Here is a 23,976-nt window from a genome sequence, read left to right as displayed (position 1 = left end):
GCCCGGCCTGGCCATCATGGGCGGCGAACTGGCAGGATCGCGACCATGTCCCGAGCGTTCCCCCGCCTCACCCGCCGCCGCGCCCTCCAGGGTTCCGCGGCGCTCGCTGTGGTGTCCGGGCTGCTGCTGTGGTGGCTGCTGCCGTTCGGCGAGAGCACCCCCAGCGGGCGGCTCACCTTCAGCACGGGCGTGAAGAGCGGCGTGTACCAACGGTACGGCGAGCTGCTCAAGGGCGCGCTGGCCCGTGATCTACCCGAAGTCGAGATAGACCTCCGGGTCAGCGAGGGTTCGCAGCAGAACCTCGCTCGTGTGGCGGCAGGCGAGGCCGACTACACCATCGCCGCCGCGGACGCCGTGGCGACATACCAGCGGGACGCCAGGCCCGGGGCTCAGCGGCTGCGTGCCTGCGCAAGGCTGTACGACGACTACGTGCAGCTCGTGGTACCCCAGGGCTCCCGCGTCGAATCCCCCGCAGACCTGCGCGGCATGCGCGTCGGTGTGGGCCAGCCCGGCTCCGGGGTCCGGCTGATAGCCGAGCGGGTACTGACGGCGGCGGGCCTCGACCCCGCCGATGGCATCGAGCCCGTTTCAGCGGGCATCGACACCATGCCGGACCTGCTGGAAGGCGGGCGGTTGGACGCCTTCTTCTGGTCCGGCGGGCTGCCCACCAGCGCGGTGCAGTCGCTGTCCGAACGCCTGCCCATCCGGCTGGTCCCACTCGACGACAAGTTGGTCGACAGGCTGCCGGACGCGGGCTCCATCACGCGGTACTACCGGTCGGCCGTGATCCCCGCCGACGCCTATCCGCACATCCTCGGTGGATCCGTCCAGGTGCAGACGGTCGCGGTGACGAATCTGCTGGTCACCACCACGGACGCCGACCCGGAGCTGACCGAGAGCATCACCCGCACCGTGATCAACAGCCGGGACCGGATCGGGCACGAGGTGCACCCCGCCCAGCTGGTGGACTTCAGGACGGCCATCTACACGGATCCGCTGCCGCTGCACGAAGGCGCCAGCCGGTACTACCGCTCGACCAAACCGTAGGTCGTACGCGGGCGGCAGCTCACTGCTCGCCCAGAACCATCCACTTGTCCGGCTTCGACATCGGCTCGAAGCCGATCTTGGCGTACACCTCGTGTGCGTCGGCGGTCGCCAGCATGACGCGGCGCAGCCCGCAGGGGGCGAGGTGGTCGCGGACTGCGGTGACCAGGGCGCTGCCCAGGCCCTTTCCACGGACCTCGGGCGCGATGTAGACATCGCACAGCCAGGCGAAGGTGGCCAGGTCGGTGACCACACGCGCATAGCCGGTCTGCGCACCGGACGCGCGGTCGTAGAGGCCGAAGTTGAGGGAGCCGGCGATGGCCGTGTCCTGCTTCTCCCTGCTTCGGCCGATGGCCCAGTACGCGTCCTGCGAAAGCCACCGGTGGATCAGCGCGGAGTCGAGGCGGGCCGGATCGGTGGATATCTCGTAGCCGGTGAGGCGGTCTGTGTGCATGAGCGCATCCAAACACCGCGCCGTGCGCGCGTGCGAGTGAATACGAGTGAACAGGGGTGGCTCTGCCAGCGGTGGCCGGCCCCTCGCTCAAGAACGTCCGGACCACGAGCCGCCTACGACCGGGGTGCCGCGTCGCGCTACCGGTCCGATGGGGGCGTACGCGGCACCGTGAGCGTCACCCGCAGACCGTGCGGTTCGCTGTGTGCGTAGGCGATTGATCCCCCGGCCGCCGCCAGGAGTGCGCGGGTGATGGAGAGTCCGAGGCCGGAGCCCTTCACGTTCTGGTGACGGTTGCTGCGCCAGAAGCGGTCGCCGACCCGTCCCAGCTCCTCATCGGTGAGGCCGGGCCCCCTATCGGTGATCACGATGGTGGAGGTCTCCCCGTCCGCCGACACGGCGACGGTGACCGCCTCGCCTTCGGGTGTGAACTTCACCGCGTTGTCGATCACGGCGTCGAGCGCGCTGGAGAGCGCGATGGGGTCGGTCCAGGCTGTCACGGCGCTGCCGTCGCAGTTGAGCCGTACGCCTTTCTCGTCGGCGAGCAGTCGCCAGGCGGCGACCCGCTCGGCGGCCAGTGCGCCGACATCGGTCAGCCTGAGGTCCGCCGACGCGTGTTCCGCGAGCGCGAGGTCGAGCAGATCGTCGAGCACCTGGGCGAGCCGCTTGCCCTCGGTGCGTACGGAGGCGATCTCCTCGTTCCCCTCGGGCAGTTCGAGCGCGAGCAGTTCGATGCGCAGCAGCAGGGCGGCGAGGGGGTTGCGCAGCTGGTGGGAGGCGTCGGCGACGAAGGCACGCTGCTGCTCCAGCACCTCTTCGACGTTGTCCGCCATCTCGTTGAACGAGCGTGCCAGCCGTCGCAGCTCAGGGGGGCCGCCGGAAGCCGCCACGCGTGAGTTCATCCTGCCCGTGGCGATGTCGTGGGTGGCGGCGTCCAGTACCCGCACCGGTCGCAGCACCCAGCCGGTGAGCCGTACGGCGGCTCCGACGGCGACGAGCATCGCCGCCGACTCCCCGGCGATGATCACCAGCCATCCGGCCAGGATCCGCGAGCGCAGTTGCCCGGTGGGAGAGTCGGTGACGACGACCGCGACGACATCGCCTTCGCGTACCACCGGCGAGGCGACCACGAGACGCGCCTCGTCCTGCCACGGCCACACCTGGGGCGGGTCATGGCTGCGCCGCCCGAGCAGCGCCTCACGGAAGGCACGGCGCCCTTCGCCTTCGTCGGGTATCCCCCAGGCCTCGGGGGCGCAGGCCATGGCGACCTCGCTGCGGTAGAAGACCCCGGTCCGCATTCCGTACACGTCGTGGTAGCGGGCCAGCTCCTCCACGAGGCGTTCCCTGCGCTCGTCCTGACGGGGCACCCCGTCCGTGACGAACTGCGCCTGGGCGGCGAAGCGCGCGGTGTCGTCGAGGCGGTCGACGACGACGTTCTGCTGCTCTGCCGCTGCGAGGCTCACGGCGAGCGGGAAGCCGAGGGCGAGCAGCACGGCCGCCATGAGGACGATGAGGAGAGGGAGAAGGCGGGTACGCAAGAGGGTCTGCGGCCTTACGCGGCGGGCGCGACCAGGCGGTACCCGACGCCGCGCACGGTCTCGATCAGAGCCGGCATCCGGAGCTTGGAGCGCAGCGAGGCCACATGCACTTCGAGAGTGCGCCCCGTGCCCTCCCAACTCGTGTGCCACACCTCGCTGATGATCTGCTCACGTCGGAAGACCACACCGGGGCGCTGCGCGAGCAGCGCGAGGAGGTCGAACTCCTTGCGGGTGAGCTGGACGACCTCTCCGTCGACGCTGACCCGGCGGGTGGGGAGTTCGACCGTGACGGGACCGAGCGTCAGGGCGCGATCGGCGGCGGGAGCCGAGTCCTCACCGGACACGGTTCGTCGGCTGACGGCATGGATGCGTGCGAGCAGCTCGCCGGTGTCGTACGGCTTGACGACGTAGTCGTCGGCGCCGAGGTTGAGCCCGTGGATCCGCGAGCGGACGTCCGAGCGAGCGGTGACCATGATGACCGGGGTGGTCGTGAGCTTCCTGAGCTTTCCGCAGACCTGGTAGCCGTCCTGGTCGGGCAGCCCGAGGTCGAGCAGGATCACACCGAACGGCGGCTTCCGCCCGTCGGTCACCGGCAGCACGGCCTGGAGCGCCTCCTCGCCGTTGCGGGCGTGGGTGACGGTGAAACCGTGCCGGGCGAGCACCGCGGACAGAGCGGCGGCCACATGGTCGTCGTCCTCTACGAGCAGAAGTCTCACTGGCCTCCCTCCGGTGGTCATGGCCCGGCTCCCGATCCCTCGACGTCCGGATCAGGTCCTAGCTCTGGCGTGTGTACACCGCATGAACGCTGATCACCGCCCGGTGAGTCAAGGGGTGACCCCTCACTCCGACCCATCCGTTATCCACCCGGTACGACATTCATGATTGCGTTTACCCTCAGTGTCCGGCAGATGCCGTATCGTTATCCTCAATTTCAGCTCAGATGTACTGACGCTGGTCGGACGGTGTGCCTAGGGTCCTCTCCAACCGAGGAGGACGGAGCAAGAAGCCGATGAGCGGAGTTTCAGTGACCAAGGGCGTTCAGGACGCCGCACCCATGGCAACCGACCTGGTCGTACTGAGCAACGTCAACAAGCACTTCGGCGCGCTGCACGTGCTCCAGGACATCGACCTGACGATCTCGCGCGGCGAGGTGGTCGTCGTGATCGGGCCCTCCGGGTCCGGCAAGTCCACGCTGTGCCGCACGATCAACCGCCTGGAGACGATCGATTCCGGTGTGATCACGATCGACGGGAAACCGCTGCCCCAGGAGGGCAAGGAGCTCGCCCGGCTACGCGCCGACGTGGGCATGGTCTTCCAGTCGTTCAACCTCTTCGCACACAAGACCGTGCTGGAGAACGTCATGCTGGGCCAGACCAAGGTCCGCAAGACGGACAAGAAGGTCGCCGAGCAGAAGGCGCGCCAGCTGCTCGACCGGGTCGGTGTGGGCACCCAGGCCGACAAGTACCCGGCGCAGCTCTCCGGTGGCCAGCAGCAGCGTGTCGCGATCGCCCGGGCGTTGGCGATGGATCCGAAGGTGATGCTCTTCGACGAGCCCACCTCCGCCCTCGACCCCGAGATGATCAATGAGGTGCTCGAGGTCATGCAGCAGCTCGCACGGGACGGAATGACCATGGTCGTCGTCACGCACGAGATGGGCTTCGCACGCTCCGCCGCGAACCGGGTGGTGTTCATGGCCGACGGCAAGATCGTCGAAGAGGCCGCGCCCGAGGAGTTCTTCAGCAACCCGCGCAGTGACCGCGCCAGGGACTTCCTGTCGAAGATCCTGCACCACTGAGCAACTTCACCGTTTCCAGTTCTCAGTTCTCAGTTGTCGATCAGCTGATCGCCGGTCGCCTCAGCACCTCCAGACCGCTTCAAGATCGCTCAAGCCAAAGGGAAGTCACCATGAACGTTCGCAAGGTCACCGCCGCCTCGGCCGTCGCCCTCTCGCTCGCCCTCGCGGCCACCGCCTGCGGCGGCGGCAAGAAGGACTCCGCCGGCGGGAACGGCGGAGACAAGGGCGGCAAGATCACCATCGGCATCAAGATCGACCAGCCCGGTATCGGCCTGCAGACCCCGGACGGCAAGTACACCGGCTTCGACGTCGACGTGGCCAAGTACGTCGCCAAGGAACTCGGTTACGAAGAGGGCGACATCGTCTTCAAGGAGACCAAGAGCGCCGACCGTGAGACCGCCATCGAGCGCGGCGACGTGAAGTTCATCGCCGCCTCCTACTCGATCAACGACAAGCGTCTGGCGAAGGTCGACTTCGCGGGTCCCTACCTGCTGGCCCACCAGGACATCCTGGTCCGCGCCGACGAGACGTCGATCACCAAGCCCGAGGACCTGAACTCCAAGAAGCTCTGCTCGGTCACCGGCTCCACCTCCGCGCAGAACGTCAAGGACAAGCTCGCCCCGAAGGCCCAGCTCCAGGAGTACGGCGGCTACTCCGAGTGCCTCACCGGCCTGGAGAACAAGGTCATCGACGCGCTCACCACCGATGACTCCATTCTCGCCGGCTACGCCTCGCAGGAGGCCTTCAAGGGCAAGTTCAAGCTCGCCGGCTTCAAGATGAGCAACGAGAACTACGGCATCGGCCTGAAGAAGGGCGACGCCGAGCTCAAGGACAAGATCAACAAGGCGCTCGAGAAGATGGTCGCGGACGGCTCCTGGCAGAAGGCCGTGGACGCCAACTTCGGTCCGGCCGGCTACAAGAACGAGCCCGCGCCGAAGATCGGCAACATCGTCAAGTGACTTCGGGGCTGACAGGGCGCGCCGCCGCTGAGCGCGGCGGCGCGCCCGGCCCATCCCACACGCACACGCGGAAGCGCGGGAGATCGTGTTCGACTTTCTTGATATGGACAAGCTTCTGGGGGCTTTCTGGGTGACGGTGCAGCTCACCGTCTACTCGGCCCTCGGCTCCCTGATATGGGGAACCTTGCTGGCCGGCATGCGGGTCAGCCCGGTGCCGCTGATGCGGGCCGTCGGCACCGCGTACGTGAACGTCGTGCGCAACATCCCGCTCACCGTGGTCATCCTCTTCGCCTCACTGGGTCTGTACTCGACCCTGGGCATCGCGCTGGGCGCGGAGACCACCGAAGTGATCAACTTCAGGCTGGCGGTGCTCGGGTTCATCGCCTACACCTCGGCATTCGTGTGCGAGGCGCTGCGGTCCGGGATCAACACCGTGCCCGTGGGACAGGCCGAAGCCGCCCGAGCCCTGGGGTTGAGCTTCACCCAGGTGCTGCGGCTCATCATCCTTCCGCAGGCCTTCCGGTCGGTCATCAACCCGTTGTCCAACGTGTTGATCGCGCTGACCAAGAACACCACCGTCGCCTCGGTGATCGGCGTGGCGGAGGCCTCGTACCTGATGAAGGAGTGGATCGAGACCTACGCCGCCCTGCTCCCGATCGCCGCGGTCTTCGCATTCGGCTTCATCTGCCTGACGCTGCCGACCGGGCTGATTCTCGACTGGGTGAGCAGGAAGGTGGCGGTGAAGCGATGACTTCCGTTCTCTACGATGCCCCGGGGCCCCGCGCCAGGGTCCGCAACACCCTCTACACCGTCCTCTTCACCGTCGTACTCGGCGCGGTCGGGTGGTGGGTGTACGACGGTCTGAGCTCCAAGGGCCAGCTCGACTGGATCAAGTGGTCGCCGTTCCTCACGAGCACCCAGCCGTACACCGCGTTCATCTGGCCCGGTCTCCAGAACACCCTTCTGGCGGCCTCGCTCTCGCTGGTCATCGCGCTGCCGCTCGGTGCGGTCTTCGGTATCGCCCGGCTCTCCGACCACCGGTGGGTCAGGGGCGTCGCGGGCTCGGTCGTGGAGTTCTTCCGCGCCATCCCCGTGCTGATCCTGATGCTGTTCGCCAACGCCGCGTACTCCGACTTCACCGACATCAGCCCGGACGTCCGTCCGCTCTACGCCGTGGTCACCGGTCTGGTGCTGTACAACGCCTCGGTGCTCGCGGAGATCGTCCGGGCGGGCATCCTGTCCCTGCCCAGGGGCCAGACGGACGCGGCCAAGGCGATCGGCATGCGCAAGGGCCAGATGATGCGGCATGTGCTGCTGCCGCAGTCGGTGACGGCCATGCTCCCGGCGATCGTCAGCCAGCTGGTGGTCATCGTGAAGGACACCGCGCTCGGCGGCGTGATGCTCAGCTTCGCCGAACTCCTGTCGTCGGTCCGGCCGATGAGTGCCAACTACGGTGCCAACACGATCGCCTGCTTCACCATCGTCGCGATCATCTTCCTCGCCCTGAACTTCGCCCTCACCTCGGCGGCGAGTCGGCTGGAGCGCAAGCTGCGGCGCGGGAAGAAGAGCACCGGCACGGTCGTTCACATCGCGCCAGGCGGCGGCCTGGAGCCCGTGGGACCGGGCCAGGTCGACGGCACCGATGGCCAAGGCACCTGACCGACCATCACGCAGACTGCTCACGAAGGGCGGTGACCCGCGGGTCACCGCCCTTCGTCGTGTCGCCGCCTCCCGTGGTCGCTTGACGGGGACACCAGCAGTGGGTTGCATACGTTCTGTGATCGTGCACCGGGCTTCGGCCAGTCCCTCTCCCTCCTCTCCTCCGTCCCAGCAGGCCACAGGAGCCGCGCCGTGGACCCGGTGATCGTCGTCGGCGCGGGCCCGGTCGGGCTCGCGCTGTCCCTGGCGCTGGCCGCTCAGGGCGTCCCCTCGGTGGTGCTGGACGAGGGCACGGGGAAGGACGAACCGCGACCCGCGCGTACGGTCGTGCTGCGCGCCGACACCGCGGCGCTGCTGGAGCGCCTCGGCTGTGCCACGATCCGTGACGAGGGAATCCGCTGGACCGGCTGGCGGTCGCGGCGGCGCAAGCAGGAACTACGGGCGGTGGCACTCGGCGGGGACGAACTGCCCGGGCCGGTGCACATTCCGCAGCACGCACTGCTGCGGGGGCTGCGCGACGCCATCGCGGAGACCAGGCGTGTCACAGTCGCCACCCACAGCCGACTCGACACCCTGGAGCAGGACGGCACCGGTGTCACCGCGCACACCCGCGGTCCCGGGGCGACCTGGTGGCGCGGGAGCCATCTGGTGGGCTGTGACGGTTCCCGGTCGACGGTGCGCAAGCTCATCGGCGTCCGGTTCCCGGGGCGTACGTCGGTGGAGCGGCATGCCGTGGCCGTGCTGCGCACCGAACTGCCCTGGCCCGGTGAGGCAGTACTGCACCGGCTGCCGCCGTGGCGCTCGGGCGGCGAAGAGGTGACCGCCCGGCCGCTGCCGGACGGGGTGTGGCGGCTGGACTGGCTGCTGCCGGCCCGCAGCGAGCTGGTGACCCCGGAGGCGCTCGTGTCGCGGGTACGGGACACCCTGGCCGGCTGGTGCGACGGTCCCCCTCAGTACGACCTCGTCGACACCGGGGTCTACACCCTGCACCACCGGCTGGCCCGGAGCTGGCGGGTCGGCCGCGCCTTCCTCGCCGGAGACGCGGCTCATCTGCTCGGCGCGGTCGGCACCCAGGGGCTCGATGAAGGACTGCGCGACATCGACAACCTCGCCTGGAAACTGGCGTTCGCCTGGCATCACGGCGCGTCGGAGGCCCTGCTCGACAGCTACCAGGCGGAACGGCGGACCGCTGTCGCCGCCCGGCTGCGGGCCGCCGACCAGTCGCTGCCGATACTGCGCGGCAGCGGCGGCCTGCGGACGTACCTGCCGGGTGCGGCGCGCGGGCACGATGTCCTGCTGACGGACGCTCACCTGGGGCTCGGGGCGCTGGGTGCGCCTCCCGCGTACCCCAACTCCCCTCTCGCGCCGCCGCACACCGATACGCACACCTCGGTCGGCACGCCGTTCGGGGCTCCGGTGGCCGACACCCGGGTGACGGCACCGGACGGCACGAGCGTCTGGCTGAGGGACCGACTGGGGCAAGGGCGGATGCTCGTGGTGCTGGTGGCACCCGGGACCGGGGTCTGGGACCGGCGGCACTGGATGAGCGCCGGGGTGATGCCACGGCTGGACTCCGCCGTGGACGAGCTTCCCGTGCGGGCGGAACTCCTGGTGGCCGAGAGCTACCCGGGAGCCTCCGCGCACACCGTGCTCCTGGTACGGCCGGACGGGCATCTGGTGGCGGCCTTCAACGGGGTGCGGCCGGATGAGCTCCACACGGCGGCCGACGCGGCACGCGGCGGTGCCGCGGAGCCCTCGCAGGCGGGTGCGGGAAGCCCCGCCGGCCTGGGTTGACCAGACTGCGGACCTCGAGTGAGGTGTGGAGACCCACGGTGTACTCCGGAGCGTGACCGACAGCGATGTGCGCCTGTGGCGGTCTGGAGCGGATGGGGCCGCATGAGGCATTCGCCGCTGCGGCGAATGGGGCGCTGCCGGTCGACACCCGCTATGCGGCGCTGCGCGACCGGGATGGGCTGATTCCGGGCGCGCTGGTGGTCGAACGCCATGAACTGGAGTGGCGGCTGGACCCCCTGGGCGGCCATCGCGTTCCCGAAGCCACCAGCAATGATCTGCGGGTCATCGTGGTCTGCCATGAGGGATACGCTTCGTCGCTCGCCGCGGACTCGCTCCAGCGGCTGGGGCTGCGACGTGCGACGGACTGGTGGGCGGCTTCCAGGCATGGCGAGCAGCGGCCTGCCGGTGCGGGCCCCGAGGGCGTGACCACCGGGCACGGACCACTCGGGCCGTCTTGTGTACCTGCCACAGGCCCTGTGGGTACGGCCGCCCCCCGCGGGGCCGTACCCAGGCGGGTCCGCGGAGCCTGACCCAGGGTCGCGGTGGGCCGGCCCGACCGGCCACCGCTCAGTACAGGCCCTCGCCCAAGTCCTCGACGTCCTCGCCCTCTTCCTCCAGGGCTTGGCGGACCACCCGCAGCGCCATGCCTTCGGGGTATCCCTTGCGAGCGAGCATTCCGGCAAGGCGTCGCAGTCTGCGATCACGGTCCAGACCGCGCGTGGCCCGCAGCTTGCGGTCCACCAGCTCGCGGGCGGTGGTCTCCTCCTGGTCCATATCGAGCCGTCCGACCGCCTGGTCGATCAGCTCCGGGTCGACGCCCTTCGTGCGCAGCTCGCGGGCAAGGGCGCGGCGGGCCAGACCTCGCCCATGGTGCCGGGACTCCACCCAGGCGTCCGCGAACACCGCGTCATCGATCAGGCCCACGTCCTCGAAGCGGGACAGGACCTCGTCGGCGACGTCTTCCGGGATGTCCCGCTTGTGGAGCGCGTCGCGGAGCTGCCTCCGCGTGCGCGGGGTCCCGGTGAGCAGGCGCAGACAGATCGCCCGCGCCCGCTCAGCCGGATCCTTGGGCGACAACTCCTTCTCGGCCCTCGACGAGTCGGGGCTGTCGCCCGGCCATTCGGTGCGCCGGGTCACAGACGGACTCAGCTCTTCGCCGTGGCAGCCGCCTTGGTGGCCTTTGTCGCCTTAGTCGCCGGCGCGGGCACCGACTTCGCGGGCTCATCGGCCGCAGCACCCGCCCCGTCCGCGCCCGGCTCTGCCGACGGGGAGGCGGGGCTGACTCCGACGCCCAGCTTCTCCTTGATCTTCTTCTCGATCTCGTCGGCCAGGTCGGGGTTGTCCTTCAGGAAGTTACGCGCGTTCTCCTTGCCCTGGCCGAGCTGGTCGCCCTCGTAGGTGTACCAGGCACCTGCCTTGCGGACGAAGCCGTGCTCCACGCCCATGTCGATCAGACCGCCCTCGCGGCTGATGCCCTGACCGTAGAGGATGTCGAACTCGGCCTGCTTGAAAGGAGGCGCGACCTTGTTCTTGACGACCTTGCAGCGGGTGCGGTTGCCCACCGCTTCGGTGCCGTCCTTGAGGGTCTCGATACGGCGGATGTCGATACGCACCGACGCGTAGAACTTGAGCGCGCGGCCACCGGTCGTGGTCTCGGGCGAGCCGAACATCACGCCGATCTTCTCGCGCAGCTGGTTGATGAAGATCGCAGTGGTCTTGGACTGGTTGAGCGCACTGGTGATCTTCCGCAGCGCCTGGCTCATCAACCGGGCCTGGAGGCCCACATGGGAATCACCCATCTCGCCCTCGATCTCGGCCCGCGGCACGAGCGCGGCGACGGAGTCGATCACGATGAGGTCGAGAGCCCCGGACCGGACCAGCATGTCGACGATCTCGAGCGCCTGCTCGCCGTTGTCGGGCTGGGAGAGGATCAGATTATCGATGTCGACGCCGAGCTTCTTGGCGTACTCGGGGTCGAGCGCGTGCTCGGCGTCCACGAAGGCGACCTGACCACCGGCCTTCTGCGCATTGGCCACGGCGTGCAGGGTCAGGGTCGTCTTACCCGAAGACTCCGGGCCGTAGATCTCCACTACACGGCCGCGGGGCAGGCCACCGACGCCGAGCGCGACATCGAGCGCGGTCGAGCCGGTCGGGATGACCTCGATGGGTTCCTTCGACCGCTCACCCATGCGCATCACGGCACCCTTGCCGAATTGCCGTTCAATCTGTGCGAGCGCGGCGTCAAGCGCCTTCTCGCGGTCGGTTCCTGCCATGGGTTCCACCCGGGGTGTCTGAGTCGATCGCTTCACGTCAAAGACGCTATCCCCTGCCACTGACAATGCGCCTCAACGTCCGTCCAGCCTGTGGAAAACCCGGCGAAATCCCCCGGGATTCCACGGCCGACTCCCCCATCAGAATGGATGTTCGATTTTTGTGTCAAGCGCCGACCGGGCGCAGCGTGCCAGGGTCCCAGGACGGCGCCGGGGGCTCCGGGCCGCGGCGGGACTCACCGCGCGGGCATCTCCACCCGGATCGCGTCTGCTGTCCGCCGGCGACGAGCCCCTCCGTTCGCCGTCACCCTGGATGCCGTACACCTCCGGTCGGCAGACGGTCAGAGTGCGTCCGGACTTCAGGACCGTACCGATCGCCTCGATGTGGGTGCCGACGGCGGGTGCGAGAAGGTTGATCTTGTATTCGACGCCGAGGACTTCGGACCCTCGCCGAGCAGCGTGAGCGCCGCGTAGCCACCGACACGAGTCCGGGGACATCGACGCACCCTGGTCCAGGCCGGCTCTGCGCGACCCAGCACCACCTCCTGCTCGACCGGGGCCGGGCTGAGCCGCTCAGCCGCACGGGCCGGGCACCGCCGGATACGGGTCAGGCGCTGTCCCTCGGCGCAGGGGGCTGCTCCCTCCGGGCACTCAGCGCACGCTGGAGCCGGGCCACCACCGCTTCACCGTGGCGGCGGTGGCCGTGCACCCGGGGGTCGTCCGTGACGTCGTAGCGCTTCACGTAGGCCCCGAGGAACGCCTGCAGCGTCGCGACCGCGGGGATCGCGATCAGCGCGCCGACCGCACCCAGCAAGGCAGTGCCCGCGATCACCGAGCCGAACGCCACCGCGGGATGGATGTCCACGGTCCTGGCGGTGAGTTTGGGCTGCAGCACGTAGTTCTCGAACTGCTGGTAGACGAGGACGAAGCAGAGCACCCACAGCGCATACCAGGGGTTGACCGTGAACGCGATCAGCATCGGCAGGGCTCCCGCCAGATACGTACCGATCGTGGGTATGAACTGCGAGACCAGGCCCACCCACACGGCCAGCGCGGGTGCGTACGGCACACCGAGCAGCGCCAGCAGGACGTAGTGCGCCACACCGGAGATCAGGGCCATCAGACCCCTCGAATAGAGGTAGCCGCCCGTCTTGTCGACCGCGATCTCCCAGGCACGCAGCACCTCGGTCTGCTTCGACGGCGGCAGCACGGAGCACAGCGCCCGCCGCAGCCGCGGCCCGTCCGCCGCGAAGTAGAAGGAGAAAAGGAAGATCGTCAGCAGTCTGAACAGCCCGCCGAGCACGGTCGCCGAGACGTCGAGCACCCCGCTGGCGCTGTTCTGGACGTACTTCTTCAGCCAGTCCGAGCGCAGCAGACTGTCCTGGATCGCGACCCGGGACAGTTCGGTGTGGAAGGTCTGGTTGATCCAGTTGATCACCTGGTCGAGGTACTTGGGAAAGTCCTCGACCATGTCGACTATCTGGCCCGCCAGCATCGAGCCGAGCAGCACGACGAATCCGACGCCCGCCAGCATCACCACGAAGAAGACCAGGAAGGTGGCGAGGCCCCGCCGTATCCCGCGCGCCGCCATGCGGCCCACCACCGGCTCGATCGCCAGTGCGAGGAAGAAGGCGATCAGGATGTTGATCAGCAGTCCGACGAGCTGGTGGAAGGCCCAGCTGCCGAACTGGAAGCAGGCATACAGCGCGAAGGCCAGGACCATGGCCCGAGGAAGCCAACGAGGCATCCGAGCGCTCCCGGCACCGCCGGCACTCACCGGTACCGCTCCCGTGCCCGCACCGGGGTCGGATCCGATGGCCGTCCCCGCGCTGTGTTCCGTTGTGCTGGTGCCGGGGCCGGTGCCGCCCGCGCCGCCTGACGAGGCGGTCAGCGGCTCTTCGTCCCGGACTGTCTCGTCAGTCGATGCCACGGGGCAAGTCTCGTCTACCCGCGCGACAACCGGACCACCGCCTGTGGAAAACTGCGCGACTCACCGCTTCTCAGCCGGTATCCCCATGGCCGAGCAGACCCCGCGCCAGACGTCCTTCGTCTCCCACCCCGCGGCCAACGCCTCGTGCACGGTTCGGCCACCGAGCTCGGTCATCACATGGTCGCGCGCGAAGGAGTCGGCATACGCGGCACCGAAGTGCTCTTCCATCCGCTCCCAGAAAATCGTCAACCGCATGAGGCCAGTATCCCGCCCTTGAGAGTGCAGCATCACCGGTCCGCCCTACCGCGGTACGTCAGAGCCCTACGGTCTGAGCATGGCTGGAACTCCCCTCGCGAGAGCCGAGCGCTTCATCTGGCTGACGGCCCGCGTTCTCGAGCAGCGGCGGTTCGCATACCACTTCCTGGGCGCGGGCGCGGATCCCGTGGAGGCGGCGCTGTCCGCCTATCTCAACGAGGACGGCGGGTACGGGCATGCCCTCGAACCCCACCTCCGCGGACCCGTCAGCCAGCCGCTGCACACCGCGCACGCGCTGTACGTCCTGGACTCGATCGGCCGCTGCGGCGGGCTGCGCGCCGAGCGGATGTGCCGCTATCTGACCAGTGTGGCCACCAAGGACGGTGCTCTTCCCGCGGTCCATCCTTCACAGCGCGGCTATCCCACAGCCCCGTACGTCCCGGTCACCGACGAGCCCAGGAGCGAGCTGCGGGCGACGGGCCCTGTCGTCGGACTGCTGCACCTCAACCAGGTGTGGCATGCCTGGTTGTTCCGGGCGACCGACTTCTGCTGGGCGGCGGTGGAAGCGCTGGGCACCTGCCACCCGCACCCGTCCCCGGCGCACGACATCCAGGCGGCGGTCGCCTTCCTCGACAACGCCCCGGACGGGCCGCGCGCCGCGGCAGCCGCCGACCGCCTGGGCCGTCTCGTACGCGAACATCGGCTCGTGATGCTCCATCCCGCGCGAGAGGATGACGGCGCTGCCGCCACCGGTGACCTCCCGGACCGGCGCCACTACCCGTACGACTACGCACGTGTACCGGGCTCCCTGGCACGGCGCTGGTTCACGGACGAGGAGATGGAACGCTCGCTCGACCATCTCGCCGGACGGCAGCGGCCCGACGGCGGCTGGCCTGCCCGCCGGGGCTCATGGACTCCCGGCAGCGCTCTCGAAGAACGCCCCATCGCCACGATCGAGGCGCTGCGGACGCTGAGGGCGCACGGGCGCGCGGTGAGCTAGTAGCCCGTTCCCCTTACGGCGACTCAGCCGCCTAGCGCGCGCACACCGGCGGTGACCAGCACGGCTGCGGCGACGACGGCGAGGAACGGCGCGCGCAGCACCAGGGCGATCGCCGCCGCAACCAGACCGGCGGCCCTGGCGTCGACGGCCAAGGAGCTGCCGCTGCTGAACGTCTGCTGAGCGGTGAGCGCGGCCAGCAGCGCCACGGGGAGCAGCGCGGAAAGGCGCTGCACAAGGGGGCGTTCCAGAGCTCCGGCGGGCACCAGCAGACCAGCCAGCTTGACCAGGTAGCAGCCGACGGCCGTCAGCCCGATGGCGATCCAGACGTTCATCGGTCGGCGTCCTTCCGCTCCGTGTTCTTCCCGTTGACGAGCCCACGGCCATGGAGCCAGAGGACGGTCGGGGCCGCGAGCGCGGCGACCAGTACTGGCGCTCCGGCAGGGAGCACCGGTAGCAGCCCGAGTCCCAGTACCACGGCGAGTCCCGCGACCACACGCTCAGTGGTCGTGCGCAGCATCGGGGCGAGCAGTGCCAGGAACACCGCGGGTCCCGCCGCGTCCAGCCCCCAGGCGCTGGTGTCACCGATCGCCTCCGCGCCCAGTGCACCGAGGAACGTCGTCAGGTTCCACAGCACATAGAGGGTGAGTCCGGTGGCGGTGAAGCCCAGCCGTGCGGCACGCCGTGTCGGCTGGGACAGGGAGACAGCCGTGGTCTCGTCGATGACCCAGTGCGCGGCGAAAGGGCGTACGGAACGCGGCAGGGCCAGCAGTTGGGAGAGCCTGAGCCCGTAGAAGGCGTTGCGGGTGCCGAGGAAGAAGGCGCCCGCAGCGGCCGCGAGCGGGTTGCCACCCGCGGCGAGCGCGCCGACCAGGGCGAACTGGGATGCACCGGTGAAGACGAGCAGGCTGAGGGCGCAGATCTGGGCGAGGTCGAGTCCCGCCCCTGCCGCGGTGGCGCCGAAGGCGAATCCTGACAGGCCGACGGCGAGGCCCACTCCGAGTGCGTCCCGCACCACGGCGGAGTCGGGCTTCACCAGCTGATCGGTCGCTGAGCCGCCGGTGGATATCTCTACTGATGCTGTCTGTTCTTGCTGTTCTTGCTGTTCTCGCACACCGTGGACGTTATGGGACCGCCTCACTTCAGGTCTTGTACGTTCTTGCGCGCCTGCCGTCTCCTCGTCTCAGCCCGCCGCCACCTCGTCTCGCACTCGGCCCGTCGACCCCTCGTCCCCGCTGGTAGGCGCCGGGCGGTACTCCGACGATCCGGGTGAAGTGCCTGTTCAGGTGCGGCTGGTCGGCGAACCCCACCAGCGCGGCGGCCTGAGCCGGAGCCGCGCCCGCGTCAAGCAGTCGCCGCGCCCGGCGGACCCGGGCGTCGGTGAGCCAGGTGTGCGGCGGCATGCCGTAGCGCTCGCGGAAGGCCCGCAGCAGCGCGAACTGGCTGGTGTTCAGCTCGAAGGCGAGGGCCTGGAGGGTGGGCGGGCTGTCCATGCGCTCCTCCAGCACCGCGCGGGCCCGTGCCGCGTCGTGTGCGCCCGCCGTGAGCGGGGCCCGCGCGGGGAGACTGCCCCCGTGATCGCGCAGCAGCCGCGCCACCATGATCCGCAGCAGGCTGTCGGCGGCGAGGACGTCGCCTTCCTCCGCCGCGCGGTGCACCTCGCGGATCAGCCGGGCGGCGTGCGGGTCGATCACATGGGCCACCCCGAAGCCCGGAGTGCCCTTGATCGTCGTCGTCTCCGCGGCGATCTCGGCCACCACATGTGACGACGGGTAGACGGTCGAATACACCCAGCCCTCGCTCACCCCGGCTCTGGCGGTGTGCGGCACTTCGGGATTGATCATCACGACCGATCCGGGACCGGCGTGGACGACACCGCCCGGAAGGCCGACGTCCTCGACGCCGCGGGTGATGGTCCCGAAGACATAGCCCTCGTGGCTGTGGCGGGGAAAGGCGTGGCGTACGTACCGGGCGCGGAGCAGGTCGATTCCCGGAAGCCGCTCCGGCTGCCAGTACCGAGCCCACTCACCCTCTGCCATACGCACATTCTCGCAGGTCCGGGGGATTGTCAGTGGGGCGGTGCACGATGGGTGGCATGGTCGGCAACGCACTCGACAGCTTCGCCCCCGCGACTCGCGGCTGGTTCACGGGTGCGTTCCGCGCGCCCACGGACGCCCAGGAGGGTGCGTGGCGGGCGATCGGGCAGGGCTCGGACGTCCTGGTCGTCGCACCGACCGGTTCAGGCAAGACCCTCGCCGCATTCCTCGCCGCGCTCGACGGTCTGACGTCCGCCCCTCCGCCCGCGGACACCAAGAAGCGCTGCCGTGTGCTGTACGTATCCCCGCTGAAGGCGCTTGCGGTGGACGTAGAACGCAATCTGCGCAGCCCGCTGACCGGGATCCGCCAGGAGTCGGTCAGGCTGGGGCTTCCGGAGCCGGAGGTGCGGGTCGGCATCCGCTCAGGGGACACACCGGCCGCGGAGCGCAGGGCGCTCGCCACCCGGCCGCCGGACATCCTCATCACCACGCCCGAGTCGCTCTTCCTGATGCTGACCTCGTCCACGCGCGAGGCGCTCACGGGCATCGAGACGGTGATCGTGGACGAGGTGCACGCGGTGGCGGGCACCAAGCGGGGCGCCCATCTCGCCCTGTCCCTGGAGCGGCTGGACGAGCTGCTGCCGCGCCCGGCACGGCGGATCGGCCTGTCCGCGACCGTCCGGCCGGTGGACGAGGTGGCTCGCTACCTGTCCCCGCAGCGCAAGGTGGAGATCGTCCAGCCGCCGTCCGGCAAGGAGTTCGACCTCTCCGTGGTGGTCCCCGTCGAGGATCTCGGCGAACTCGGCGGCTCCCCCGCGTCGGAGCCGGACGCCGCCGGTGAGAAGCCGTCGATCTGGCCCCATGTCGAGGAGCGCATCGCCGATCTGGTCCAGGCGCACCGCTCGACGATCGTCTTCGCCAACTCCCGTCGGCTGGCCGAGCGGTTGTGCAACAGGCTCAACGAGATCGCATACGAGCGTGCCACGGGCAAGCCGCTGCCCGATGGCGCTCCCCCGGCCGAGATCATGGCGCAGTCGGGGGCCGCCCTGGGCGCGCCGTCGCTGCTCGCCCGCGCCCACCACGGCTCGGTCTCCAAGGAGCAGCGTGCGCTGGTCGAGGAGGATCTCAAGGCGGGCAGGCTGCCCGCGGTCGTCGCCACCTCCAGTCTCGAGCTGGGGATCGACATGGGTGCGGTGGATCTGGTCGTCCAGGTCGAGTCCCCGCCGTCCGTCGCCTCCGGCCTGCAGCGGGTGGGCCGGGCGGGCCACCAGGTGGGGGCTGTCTCCACCGGCGTGGTCTTCCCCAAGTACCGCGGTGACCTGGTGCAGGCGGCCGTGGTGACCGAGCGGATGCGCGGCGGCTCGATCGAGGCCCTGAGGATCCCCGCCAATCCCCTGGACGTGCTGGCGCAGCAGTTGGTCGCGATGGTTGCGCTGGACACCTGGCAGGCCGATGAACTGCTGGCTGTGGTGCGGCGGGCGGCACCCTTCGCCTCGCTTCCGGAGTCGGCGTTCACGGCGGTGCTGGACATGCTCGCGGGCCGCTATCCGTCGGACGCGTTCGCCGAGCTGCGGCCACGGGTGGTGTGGGACAGGATCGCCGGGACGGTCACGGGGCGACCGGGCACCCAGCGCCTCGCGGTCACCTCCGGTGGCACCATCCCCGACCGCGGGTTGTTCGGAGTGTTCCTCGCCGGGTCCGACCCCAGGAAGGGCGGCGGGCGGGTCGGTGAGCTCGACGAGGAGATGGTGTACGAGTCCCGGGTGGGGGATGTCTTCACTCTCGGCACCACGTCCTGGCGGATCGAGGACATCACGCGTGACCGAGTCCTGGTCTCGCCCGCCCCGGGGGTCCCCGGCCGGCTGCCGTTCTGGAAGGGCGACCAACTCGGCCGTCCGCTCGAACTGGGGCGTGCGGTCGGCGCGTTCCTGCGGGAGATCGGCGCGCTGTCCGAGGAGGATGCGCTGCTTCGCCTGCGCACGGCCGGACTCGACGCTTGGGCCGCCGGCAATGTGCTCGCCTATCTCGACGAGCAACGCCGTGCCTGCGGCCATGTACCCGACGACCGCACGATCCTCGTGGAGCGCTTCCGGGACGAGCTGGGCGACTGGCGGGTCGTGATCCACTCCCCGTTCGGAGCCCAGGTCCACGCCCCCTGGGCGCTGGCACTCGGTGCCCGGCTCGCCGAGCGGTACGGCATGGACGCACAGGTGATGCACGCGGACGACGGCATCGTGCTGCGGCTGCCCGACGCCGATCTGATGGGGCTGGATCTGCTCGACCAGGACCCGGTGCACCTCGACACCTCCTACGACGGCGACCAGGCGCCGGTCGGAGCTGCTGACACCGTCTTCGACAAGAGTGAGATCGCTGAGATCGTCACCGACCAGGTCGGCGGTTCCGCGCTGTTCGCGTCGCGGTTCAGGGAGTGCGCGGCACGCGCCCTGCTGCTTCCGCGCCGCAATCCGGGCAAGCGGACCCCGCTGTGGCAGCAGCGTCAGCGCGCGGCACAACTTCTCCAGGTGGCCGGCGAGTTCGGCTCGTTCCCGATCGTCCTGGAAGCCGTCCGCGAGTGCCTCCAAGATGTCTTCGACGTCCCGGGCCTGACGGAGCTGATGGGCGACATCGACTCCCGTCGGGTCCGGCTGGTCGAGGTGACCACCCCCGAGCCGTCCCCGTTCGCCCGATCGCTCCTCTTCGGGTATGTGGCGCAGTTCCTGTACGAGGGCGACTCACCGCTCGCCGAGCGGCGTGCCGCCGCGCTCTCCCTGGACTCCAAGCTGCTTGCCGAGCTGCTCGGCCAGGCGGAGCTGCGCGAGTTGCTCGACGCCGACGTGTTGGGCGAGCTGGAGCGGGAGCTCCAATGGCTGACGGAGGAGCGCGGGCTGAAGGGCGCGGAGGGCGTCGCCGACGCACTGCGCGTGCTGGGGCCGCTGACGGCCGCCGAACTGGCCGAGCGCGGCGCGGACCCCGGCTGGGCGGAGGAGCTCGCCGCCTCACGGCGCGCCATCCGGGTCCGGATCGCGGGAGCCGACCACTGGGCGGCGATCGAGGACGCCGGGCGTCTGCGGGATGCCCTGGGGACGGCGCTTCCGGTGGGCGTCCCCGAAGCGTTCACCGAGCCCGTCAAGGATCCGCTGGGCGACCTGCTGGCCCGCTTCGCCCGGACCCATGGCCCGTTCACCTCCTCGCAGGCGGCGTCCCGGTTCGGTCTGGGCTCTGCGGTCACCGACGGAGCCCTCCAGCGTCTGGCCGGGACCGGACGGGTCGTCCAGGGGGAGTTCCACCCCTCGGGGATCGGCCGGGAATGGTGCGATGCGACCGTGCTGCGGCGTCTGCGGCGCCGCTCACTCGCGGCGCTGCGCGAGGAGCTGGAACCGGTGCCGCCGGCGGCCCTCGCGACCTTCCTGCCCCAGTGGCAGCACCTGGGGAGCAGCAGTCTGCGCGGCATCGACGGACTGGCCCGCGCCATCGAGCAGCTCCAGGGCGCTCCCGTACCGGCCTCCGCACTGGAGAAGCTGGTCCTGCCGTCCCGAGTGGTGGGCTACTCCCCCGCCCTGCTCGACGAGCTGACCACCACCGGCGAGGTCGTATGGGCCGGAGCGGGCTCGCTGCCCGGCAAAGACGGCTGGGTCTCCCTCTACCTCGCCGACGCGGCACCGCTGCTGCTTCCGCCGCCGCACCCCGTGGAGCTGACCGCTTTGCACGAGTCCGTGCTCACCGTCCTCTCCGGCGGCTACGGACTGTTCTTCCGGCAGATCGCCGACCAGGTCCGTGCCACCACCCACCCTGACGCCACCGATCCCCGACTCGCCGACACCCTCTGGGATTTGGCCTGGTCGGGACGGCTCACCAACGACACTCTGGCGCCGCTGCGCGCCTTCCTGGGGTCGGGTCGCACGGCCGGGTCCACAGCGCACCGGGCCAAGCGCACCGTTCCGCGGGGACGCTACGGCTCGCTGACCGCGTCCGCGCGCCCCGCCTCGCGCACGGGGCCGCCGACCGTCGCCGGGCGGTGGTCGCTGCTCCCGCCCGCCGAACCGGACGCCACCCACCGTGCACACGCGCTGGCGCGCACCCTGCTCGACCGCCATGGCGTGGTCACCCGGGGCGCGGTCGCGGCCGAAGGGGTCGAGGGCGGGTTCTCGGCGACCTACCGGATCCTGTCCGCTTTCGAGGACAGCGGACAGGCCCGTCGCGGCTATGTCGTCGAGGGGCTGGGAGCCGCCCAGTTCGCGATGGACGGGGCCGTGGACCGGCTGCGTGCCGCGTCCTCCGCCCGTGACCGCGCCGGTGCCCACACGGCGGCTCGTGCGACCGTGCTGGCGGCGGCGGACCCGGCGAACGCCTACGGAGCCGCGCTCCCGTGGCCCGAACCCCCGACCGGAGCGGGCCACAAGCCCGGACGCAAGGCGGGCTCTCTGGTGGTGCTGGTCGACGGCGAACTGGCGCTCTACATGGAGCGCGGCGGCAGGACCCTGCTGTCCTGGGCGACCGAACCGGACGCTCCGGTGCTGCGCGCTGCCGCCGAGGCACTCGCCGAGGCGGCACGGGCGGGCGCGCTCGGCTCGGTCACGGTCGAGCGGGTCAACGGCGCCGCGGCACTGACCTCTCCCCTGGCGCGGCCGTTCGAGGAGTCCGGCTTCCATGCCACCCCGCGCGGGCTGCGGCTGCGTCCCTGAGCCCTCGCGCTTCGCGCATCATGGACACATGCCCGAAGGAGACACTGTCTGGCTGACCGCGCACAAACTGCACGAGGCGCTGGCCGGTCGCGTGCTGACGCTCTTCGATCTCAGGGTGCCGCGGTTCGCCACCACCGATCTCACCGGACGGGAGGTGCTGGACGTCACCCCACGCGGGAAGCACCTGCTCACCCGTATCGAAGATGGGTTCACGCTGCACTCGCATCTGCGGATGGACGGCTCCTGGCGGGTGTTCGCGGCGGGGGAACGCCCGCGCGGCGGCCCAGGGCACCAGATCAGAGCGATTCTCGGCAACAGTGAGCACGCCGCGGTCGGCTATCGCCTGCCGGTGCTGGAACTCCTGCGCACGCAGGACGAGGCGCGGGCCGTGGGGCATCTGGGCCCCGATCTCCTCGGCCCGGACTGGGACCCCGGTGCCGCCGAGCGCAATCTCCTCGCCGACGCCGCCCGGCCGCTCGGCGAGGCTCTGCTCGATCAGCGCAATCTGGCAGGGATCGGCAATGTCTACAAGTCGGAGCTGGCCTTCCTGGCCCGCTGCACGCCCTGGCTCCCGGTGGGCGAGCTCCCCTCCGGTGTCCCGGCGCGCCTCGTCGCCACGGCCCAGCGTCTCCTGGAGGCCAACAAGAACCGCTTCGAGCGGCGCACCACACCCGGCGAACGCCGCACGGAGCAGCGCTTGTTCGTATACGGCCGGGTGGGCCGCCCGTGTCTGCGCTGCGGCACCCTGATCCGCAAGGCGGGGCAGGATGAGCGAGTGACCTACTGGTGCCCTCGCTGCCAGTCCGGTCCCACGGGACCGGCTGACGCCTGACCTCCGAGATCCGCAGGCATGGGCACCACCCCCACCAGTTGACGCCTCGTCAGATTCGGTCATACGTTCACCGGCATGGCCCTCACGGCGTACGACCTCACCGGCCGCAGTGCGTTCGTCACCGGCGCGGCGAGCGGCATCGGCCGCGCGACCGCCGTCCTTCTCTCCCAGTCCGGTGCCACCGTGCACTGCGCCGATGTGGACGAGAAGGGTCTCCTCGAGACACTGAGCCTCATTTCGAGCACCGCGAGCGCCCGCAACACGGCGCACGCCCATGTCGTCGACGTCAGCGACCGGTCCGCCGTCCAGGCCGCTGTCAGCGCCGCGGGTCCGCTGCACATCATGGCCGCGATCGCCGGGATCATGCATTCCAGCACCGTCATGGAGACCCGCGACGAGGATCTCGACCGAGTGCTCGCGGTCAACTTCAAGGGGGTGCTCTACGCATGCCAGGCGGCAGCCCGCGGAATGATCGAGGCGGGCATCGCGGGCTCACTCGTCACCATGGCCTCGGGGGCGGTGGACACCGGCAATCCGGGGCTGCTGTGCTACGGAGCGGCCAAGGCGGCCGTCGTACAGCTCACCAGAACCCTGGCCGCGGAACTCGGGCCTTACTCCATTCGGGCGAACAGCATCGCTCCGGGCTGGGTCCGCAGCGCCATGACCGACCGCCATGACGAGAGCCTTCAGCGAAAGGCGGAGGCCGCCATGGTCCGGCTGACTCCGCTCGGCAGAGTCGGCGAGCCCGAGGACGTCGCACACGCCGTCCTCCACCTCGCCTCTGACGCGTCGTCGTTCATGACGGGTCAGATCCTCCGGCCGAACGGGGGCGTCGCGATGCCCTGGTAGCCGTCGTTCCCCCAGCCCCCTCGGCACCATCGGTCCGCGACGCCGCATGCACCGGCAACAGGCTGAGCCCCCACCCGCCCGCCGCCACTGCCCCCTCGACGAGTCCCGCATGCTCCGGCGCCAGCGCCAGCCGCAACACGGCCCACCACCACAGCGCGCCCAGTACGAGCGCCGACAGCAGGACCCATCGCCTTACCATGGCCGCCTCCTCCGGTCGACGCTAGACCGGACCGATCACTCGGCGGGAGGGCGCACAGGTTGCACACCGGGCGCAACCGCAGCGTATGTGCCAGGCGCCCCGGGGCTGCTCACGACGGGCTATGCGCCCGCGCACGCCGCTCGCGGCCACCGGGGCCCACTTCTCGACCGCCCGCGCCATTACGCGCAACCCTCCTGGGCCGCCCGCGGCACTGCTAGGCGCTCTCCGCCTGGAACATCCAGGCGTGCTTCTCAAGGTCGGCAGTGAGCTGGATCAGGATGTCCTGGCTCACCGGGTCGGGCTCGTCCGTGACCTCGATACGCTCCCTCATCTTGGCGATCACGGCACCCAGCGCCTTGACCATGAAGGCGACCACGTCCGCGTCCTGGGTGTACCCCTCCGGGACCTTGCCGATGGCGCTGGAAGACGCCACGGTGCCCGCCCGCCCGTCGGGTGAGACCCCGATCGCCGAGGCTCGCTCCGCCACGACGTCGGAGTGCTGCCGGGCGGTCGCGACGACCTCGTCCAGTTGGAGATGCACGGAGCGGAAGCGCGGTCCCACGACGTTCCAGTGGACCTGCTTCGCCACCAGGGCCAGGTCGACCAGATCCGCCAGCGCGCCCTGGAGCGCCTCTCCCGTGACCTTGCGCTCCTGACCGGACAGCGCACTCTTCACCACAGACATC

The 23,976-nt window shown here is 70.0% G+C and carries 22 protein-coding genes and 2 pseudogenes; 11 read left to right on the top strand and 13 right to left on the bottom strand.

The genetic code is table 11. The features are described from left to right. Nucleotides 1-45 precede the first annotated feature (45 nt). Nucleotides 46-1,047: a TAXI family TRAP transporter solute-binding subunit gene (locus V1460_RS09675; protein WP_338673331.1), complete on the top strand. Its 1,002-nt coding sequence runs from the start codon at nt 46-48 to the stop codon at nt 1,045-1,047. Between the two features lie 19 nt (nt 1,048-1,066). Here V1460_RS09675 and V1460_RS09670 read toward each other — a convergent pair whose 3' ends face one another. From V1460_RS09670 to V1460_RS09660, 3 genes are all read right to left on the bottom strand, one after another. After that, nucleotides 1,067-1,498: a GNAT family N-acetyltransferase gene (locus V1460_RS09670; RefSeq protein ID WP_338673330.1), complete on the bottom strand. Its 432-nt coding sequence runs from the start codon at nt 1,496-1,498 to the stop codon at nt 1,067-1,069. A gap of 137 nt (nt 1,499-1,635) precedes the next feature. After that, a complete protein-coding gene (locus V1460_RS09665; protein WP_338673329.1) occupies nt 1,636-3,033 on the bottom strand; it encodes a HAMP domain-containing sensor histidine kinase in 1,398 nt (465 codons plus the stop codon). Nucleotides 3,034-3,047: 14 nt separating this feature from the next. Beyond that, entirely contained in the window at nt 3,048-3,749 is a 702-nt protein-coding gene (locus V1460_RS09660) for a response regulator transcription factor (RefSeq protein WP_338673328.1), read from the bottom strand. A 338-nt stretch (nt 3,750-4,087) separates the two neighbouring features. Here V1460_RS09660 and V1460_RS09655 point away from each other — a divergent pair, with 338 nt between their 5' ends. The 6 genes and pseudogenes from V1460_RS09655 to V1460_RS09630 form a co-directional block, all read left to right on the top strand. Further along, complete coding sequence (locus tag V1460_RS09655; RefSeq protein ID WP_407077601.1) at nt 4,088-4,828, top strand: amino acid ABC transporter ATP-binding protein; 741 nt, start codon at nt 4,088-4,090, stop codon at nt 4,826-4,828. A 110-nt stretch (nt 4,829-4,938) separates the two neighbouring features. Next, entirely contained in the window at nt 4,939-5,787 is an 849-nt protein-coding gene (locus tag V1460_RS09650; protein ID WP_338673326.1) for a glutamate ABC transporter substrate-binding protein, read from the top strand. Nucleotides 5,788-5,872: 85 nt separating this feature from the next. Then, a complete protein-coding gene (locus V1460_RS09645) occupies nt 5,873-6,538 on the top strand; it encodes an amino acid ABC transporter permease (protein WP_338673325.1) in 666 nt (221 codons plus the stop codon). Then, nucleotides 6,535-7,446 carry an amino acid ABC transporter permease gene (locus V1460_RS09640; protein ID WP_338673324.1) on the top strand — a complete coding sequence of 304 codons (912 nt, stop codon included), beginning with the start codon at nt 6,535-6,537 and terminating at the stop codon, nt 7,444-7,446. The genes V1460_RS09645 and V1460_RS09640 overlap by 4 nt, the downstream gene beginning before the upstream one ends. Before the next feature lie 192 nt (nt 7,447-7,638). Then, the gene (locus tag V1460_RS09635) at nt 7,639-9,240 is read left to right on the top strand and encodes an FAD-dependent monooxygenase (RefSeq protein WP_338673323.1); all 1,602 of its coding nucleotides are present in this window, start codon (nt 7,639-7,641) and stop codon (nt 9,238-9,240) included. A gap of 65 nt (nt 9,241-9,305) precedes the next feature. Continuing rightward, a pseudogene (locus V1460_RS09630) lies at nt 9,306-9,637 on the top strand (rhodanese-like domain-containing protein); the annotation flags it as partial. Between the two features lie 170 nt (nt 9,638-9,807). Here the strand turns inward: V1460_RS09630 and recX are convergent. The 5 genes and pseudogenes from recX to V1460_RS09605 form a co-directional block, all read right to left on the bottom strand. After that, entirely contained in the window at nt 9,808-10,377 is a 570-nt protein-coding gene (recX, locus tag V1460_RS09625) for a recombination regulator RecX (RefSeq protein WP_338673322.1), read from the bottom strand. Nucleotides 10,378-10,385: 8 nt separating this feature from the next. Further along, nucleotides 10,386-11,513: a recombinase RecA gene (gene recA / locus V1460_RS09620; protein WP_338673321.1), complete on the bottom strand. Its 1,128-nt coding sequence runs from the start codon at nt 11,511-11,513 to the stop codon at nt 10,386-10,388. Nucleotides 11,514-11,746: 233 nt separating this feature from the next. Beyond that, nucleotides 11,747-11,989: pseudogene (locus V1460_RS09615) on the bottom strand (PaaI family thioesterase); the annotation flags it as partial. A 128-nt stretch (nt 11,990-12,117) separates the two neighbouring features. After that, nucleotides 12,118-13,257: an AI-2E family transporter gene (locus tag V1460_RS09610; RefSeq protein ID WP_407077600.1), complete on the bottom strand. Its 1,140-nt coding sequence runs from the start codon at nt 13,255-13,257 to the stop codon at nt 12,118-12,120. A 243-nt stretch (nt 13,258-13,500) separates the two neighbouring features. Next, nucleotides 13,501-13,695, bottom strand: a complete 195-nt coding sequence (locus V1460_RS09605) for a DUF3046 domain-containing protein (RefSeq protein WP_338673320.1) — start codon at nt 13,693-13,695, stop codon at nt 13,501-13,503. 79 nt (nt 13,696-13,774) lie between these two features. Between V1460_RS09605 and V1460_RS09600 the strand changes: the two genes are divergently transcribed. Then, complete coding sequence (locus V1460_RS09600) at nt 13,775-14,695, top strand: hypothetical protein (RefSeq protein WP_338673319.1); 921 nt, start codon at nt 13,775-13,777, stop codon at nt 14,693-14,695. Between the two features lie 23 nt (nt 14,696-14,718). Here V1460_RS09600 and V1460_RS09595 read toward each other — a convergent pair whose 3' ends face one another. The 3 genes from V1460_RS09595 to V1460_RS09585 form a co-directional block, all read right to left on the bottom strand. Further along, complete coding sequence (locus tag V1460_RS09595) at nt 14,719-15,027, bottom strand: AzlD domain-containing protein (RefSeq protein WP_338673318.1); 309 nt, start codon at nt 15,025-15,027, stop codon at nt 14,719-14,721. Next, nucleotides 15,024-15,728, bottom strand: a complete 705-nt coding sequence (locus V1460_RS09590) for an AzlC family ABC transporter permease (protein WP_338673317.1) — start codon at nt 15,726-15,728, stop codon at nt 15,024-15,026. The genes V1460_RS09595 and V1460_RS09590 overlap by 4 nt, the downstream gene beginning before the upstream one ends. Before the next feature lie 106 nt (nt 15,729-15,834). Continuing rightward, a complete protein-coding gene (locus V1460_RS09585; RefSeq protein ID WP_338673316.1) occupies nt 15,835-16,731 on the bottom strand; it encodes an AraC family transcriptional regulator in 897 nt (298 codons plus the stop codon). A gap of 56 nt (nt 16,732-16,787) precedes the next feature. Between V1460_RS09585 and V1460_RS09580 the strand changes: the two genes are divergently transcribed. The 3 genes from V1460_RS09580 to V1460_RS09570 all read left to right on the top strand — a co-directional run bounded on the left by V1460_RS09580 (nt 16,788) and on the right by V1460_RS09570 (nt 23,091). Beyond that, nucleotides 16,788-21,410 (top strand): ATP-dependent helicase, encoded by a 4,623-nt coding sequence (locus V1460_RS09580; RefSeq protein WP_338673315.1) that lies wholly within the window; start codon nt 16,788-16,790, stop codon nt 21,408-21,410. Nucleotides 21,411-21,438: 28 nt separating this feature from the next. After that, complete coding sequence (locus V1460_RS09575; RefSeq protein ID WP_338673314.1) at nt 21,439-22,242, top strand: DNA-formamidopyrimidine glycosylase family protein; 804 nt, start codon at nt 21,439-21,441, stop codon at nt 22,240-22,242. A 75-nt stretch (nt 22,243-22,317) separates the two neighbouring features. Continuing rightward, on the top strand, nt 22,318-23,091 hold the full coding sequence (locus V1460_RS09570; protein WP_338673313.1) for an SDR family NAD(P)-dependent oxidoreductase: 774 nt from the start codon (nt 22,318-22,320) through the stop codon (nt 23,089-23,091). On the opposite strand, the gene V1460_RS09565 is transcribed toward V1460_RS09570, so the two are convergent. Continuing rightward, on the bottom strand, nt 23,039-23,290 hold the full coding sequence (locus tag V1460_RS09565) for a hypothetical protein (RefSeq protein ID WP_338673312.1): 252 nt from the start codon (nt 23,288-23,290) through the stop codon (nt 23,039-23,041). The two genes, V1460_RS09570 and V1460_RS09565, sit on opposite strands and share 53 nt — an antisense overlap. A gap of 214 nt (nt 23,291-23,504) precedes the next feature. After that, on the bottom strand, nt 23,505-23,975 hold the full coding sequence (locus tag V1460_RS09560) for a DNA starvation/stationary phase protection protein (protein ID WP_338673311.1): 471 nt from the start codon (nt 23,973-23,975) through the stop codon (nt 23,505-23,507). Between the last annotated feature and the right edge of the window lies 1 nt (nt 23,976).

Source organism: Streptomyces sp. SCSIO 30461, from assembly GCF_037023745.1.
Taxonomy (GTDB): Bacteria; Actinomycetota; Actinomycetes; order Streptomycetales; family Streptomycetaceae; genus Streptomyces.
This window is presented reverse-complemented; position numbering and strand designations above follow the sequence as displayed.

Bases quoted from the DNA above. Each gene is read 5' to 3' on its own strand.
- V1460_RS09675 (WP_338673331.1), top strand. From the start codon at position 46: ATGTCCCGAGCGTTCCCCCGCCTCACCCGCCGCCGCGCCCTCCAGGGT.
- V1460_RS09670 (WP_338673330.1), bottom strand. From the start codon at position 1,498: ATGCACACAGACCGCCTCACCGGCTACGAGATATCCACCGATCCGGCC.
- V1460_RS09655 (WP_407077601.1), top strand. From the start codon at position 4,088: ATGGCAACCGACCTGGTCGTACTGAGCAACGTCAACAAGCACTTCGGC.
- V1460_RS09650 (WP_338673326.1), top strand. From the start codon at position 4,939: ATGAACGTTCGCAAGGTCACCGCCGCCTCGGCCGTCGCCCTCTCGCTC.
- V1460_RS09640 (WP_338673324.1), top strand. From the start codon at position 6,535: ATGACTTCCGTTCTCTACGATGCCCCGGGGCCCCGCGCCAGGGTCCGC.
- recA (WP_338673321.1), bottom strand. From the start codon at position 11,513: ATGGCAGGAACCGACCGCGAGAAGGCGCTTGACGCCGCGCTCGCACAG.
- V1460_RS09610 (WP_407077600.1), bottom strand. From the start codon at position 13,257: ATGCCTCGTTGGCTTCCTCGGGCCATGGTCCTGGCCTTCGCGCTGTAT.
- V1460_RS09605 (WP_338673320.1), bottom strand. From the start codon at position 13,695: ATGCGGTTGACGATTTTCTGGGAGCGGATGGAAGAGCACTTCGGTGCC.
- V1460_RS09600 (WP_338673319.1), top strand. From the start codon at position 13,775: ATGGCTGGAACTCCCCTCGCGAGAGCCGAGCGCTTCATCTGGCTGACG.
- V1460_RS09595 (WP_338673318.1), bottom strand. From the start codon at position 15,027: ATGAACGTCTGGATCGCCATCGGGCTGACGGCCGTCGGCTGCTACCTG.
- V1460_RS09585 (WP_338673316.1), bottom strand. From the start codon at position 16,731: ATGGCAGAGGGTGAGTGGGCTCGGTACTGGCAGCCGGAGCGGCTTCCG.
- V1460_RS09580 (WP_338673315.1), top strand. From the start codon at position 16,788: ATGGTCGGCAACGCACTCGACAGCTTCGCCCCCGCGACTCGCGGCTGG.
- V1460_RS09575 (WP_338673314.1), top strand. From the start codon at position 21,439: ATGCCCGAAGGAGACACTGTCTGGCTGACCGCGCACAAACTGCACGAG.
- V1460_RS09570 (WP_338673313.1), top strand. From the start codon at position 22,318: ATGGCCCTCACGGCGTACGACCTCACCGGCCGCAGTGCGTTCGTCACC.
- V1460_RS09565 (WP_338673312.1), bottom strand. From the start codon at position 23,290: ATGGTAAGGCGATGGGTCCTGCTGTCGGCGCTCGTACTGGGCGCGCTG.
- V1460_RS09560 (WP_338673311.1), bottom strand. From the start codon at position 23,975: ATGTCTGTGGTGAAGAGTGCGCTGTCCGGTCAGGAGCGCAAGGTCACG.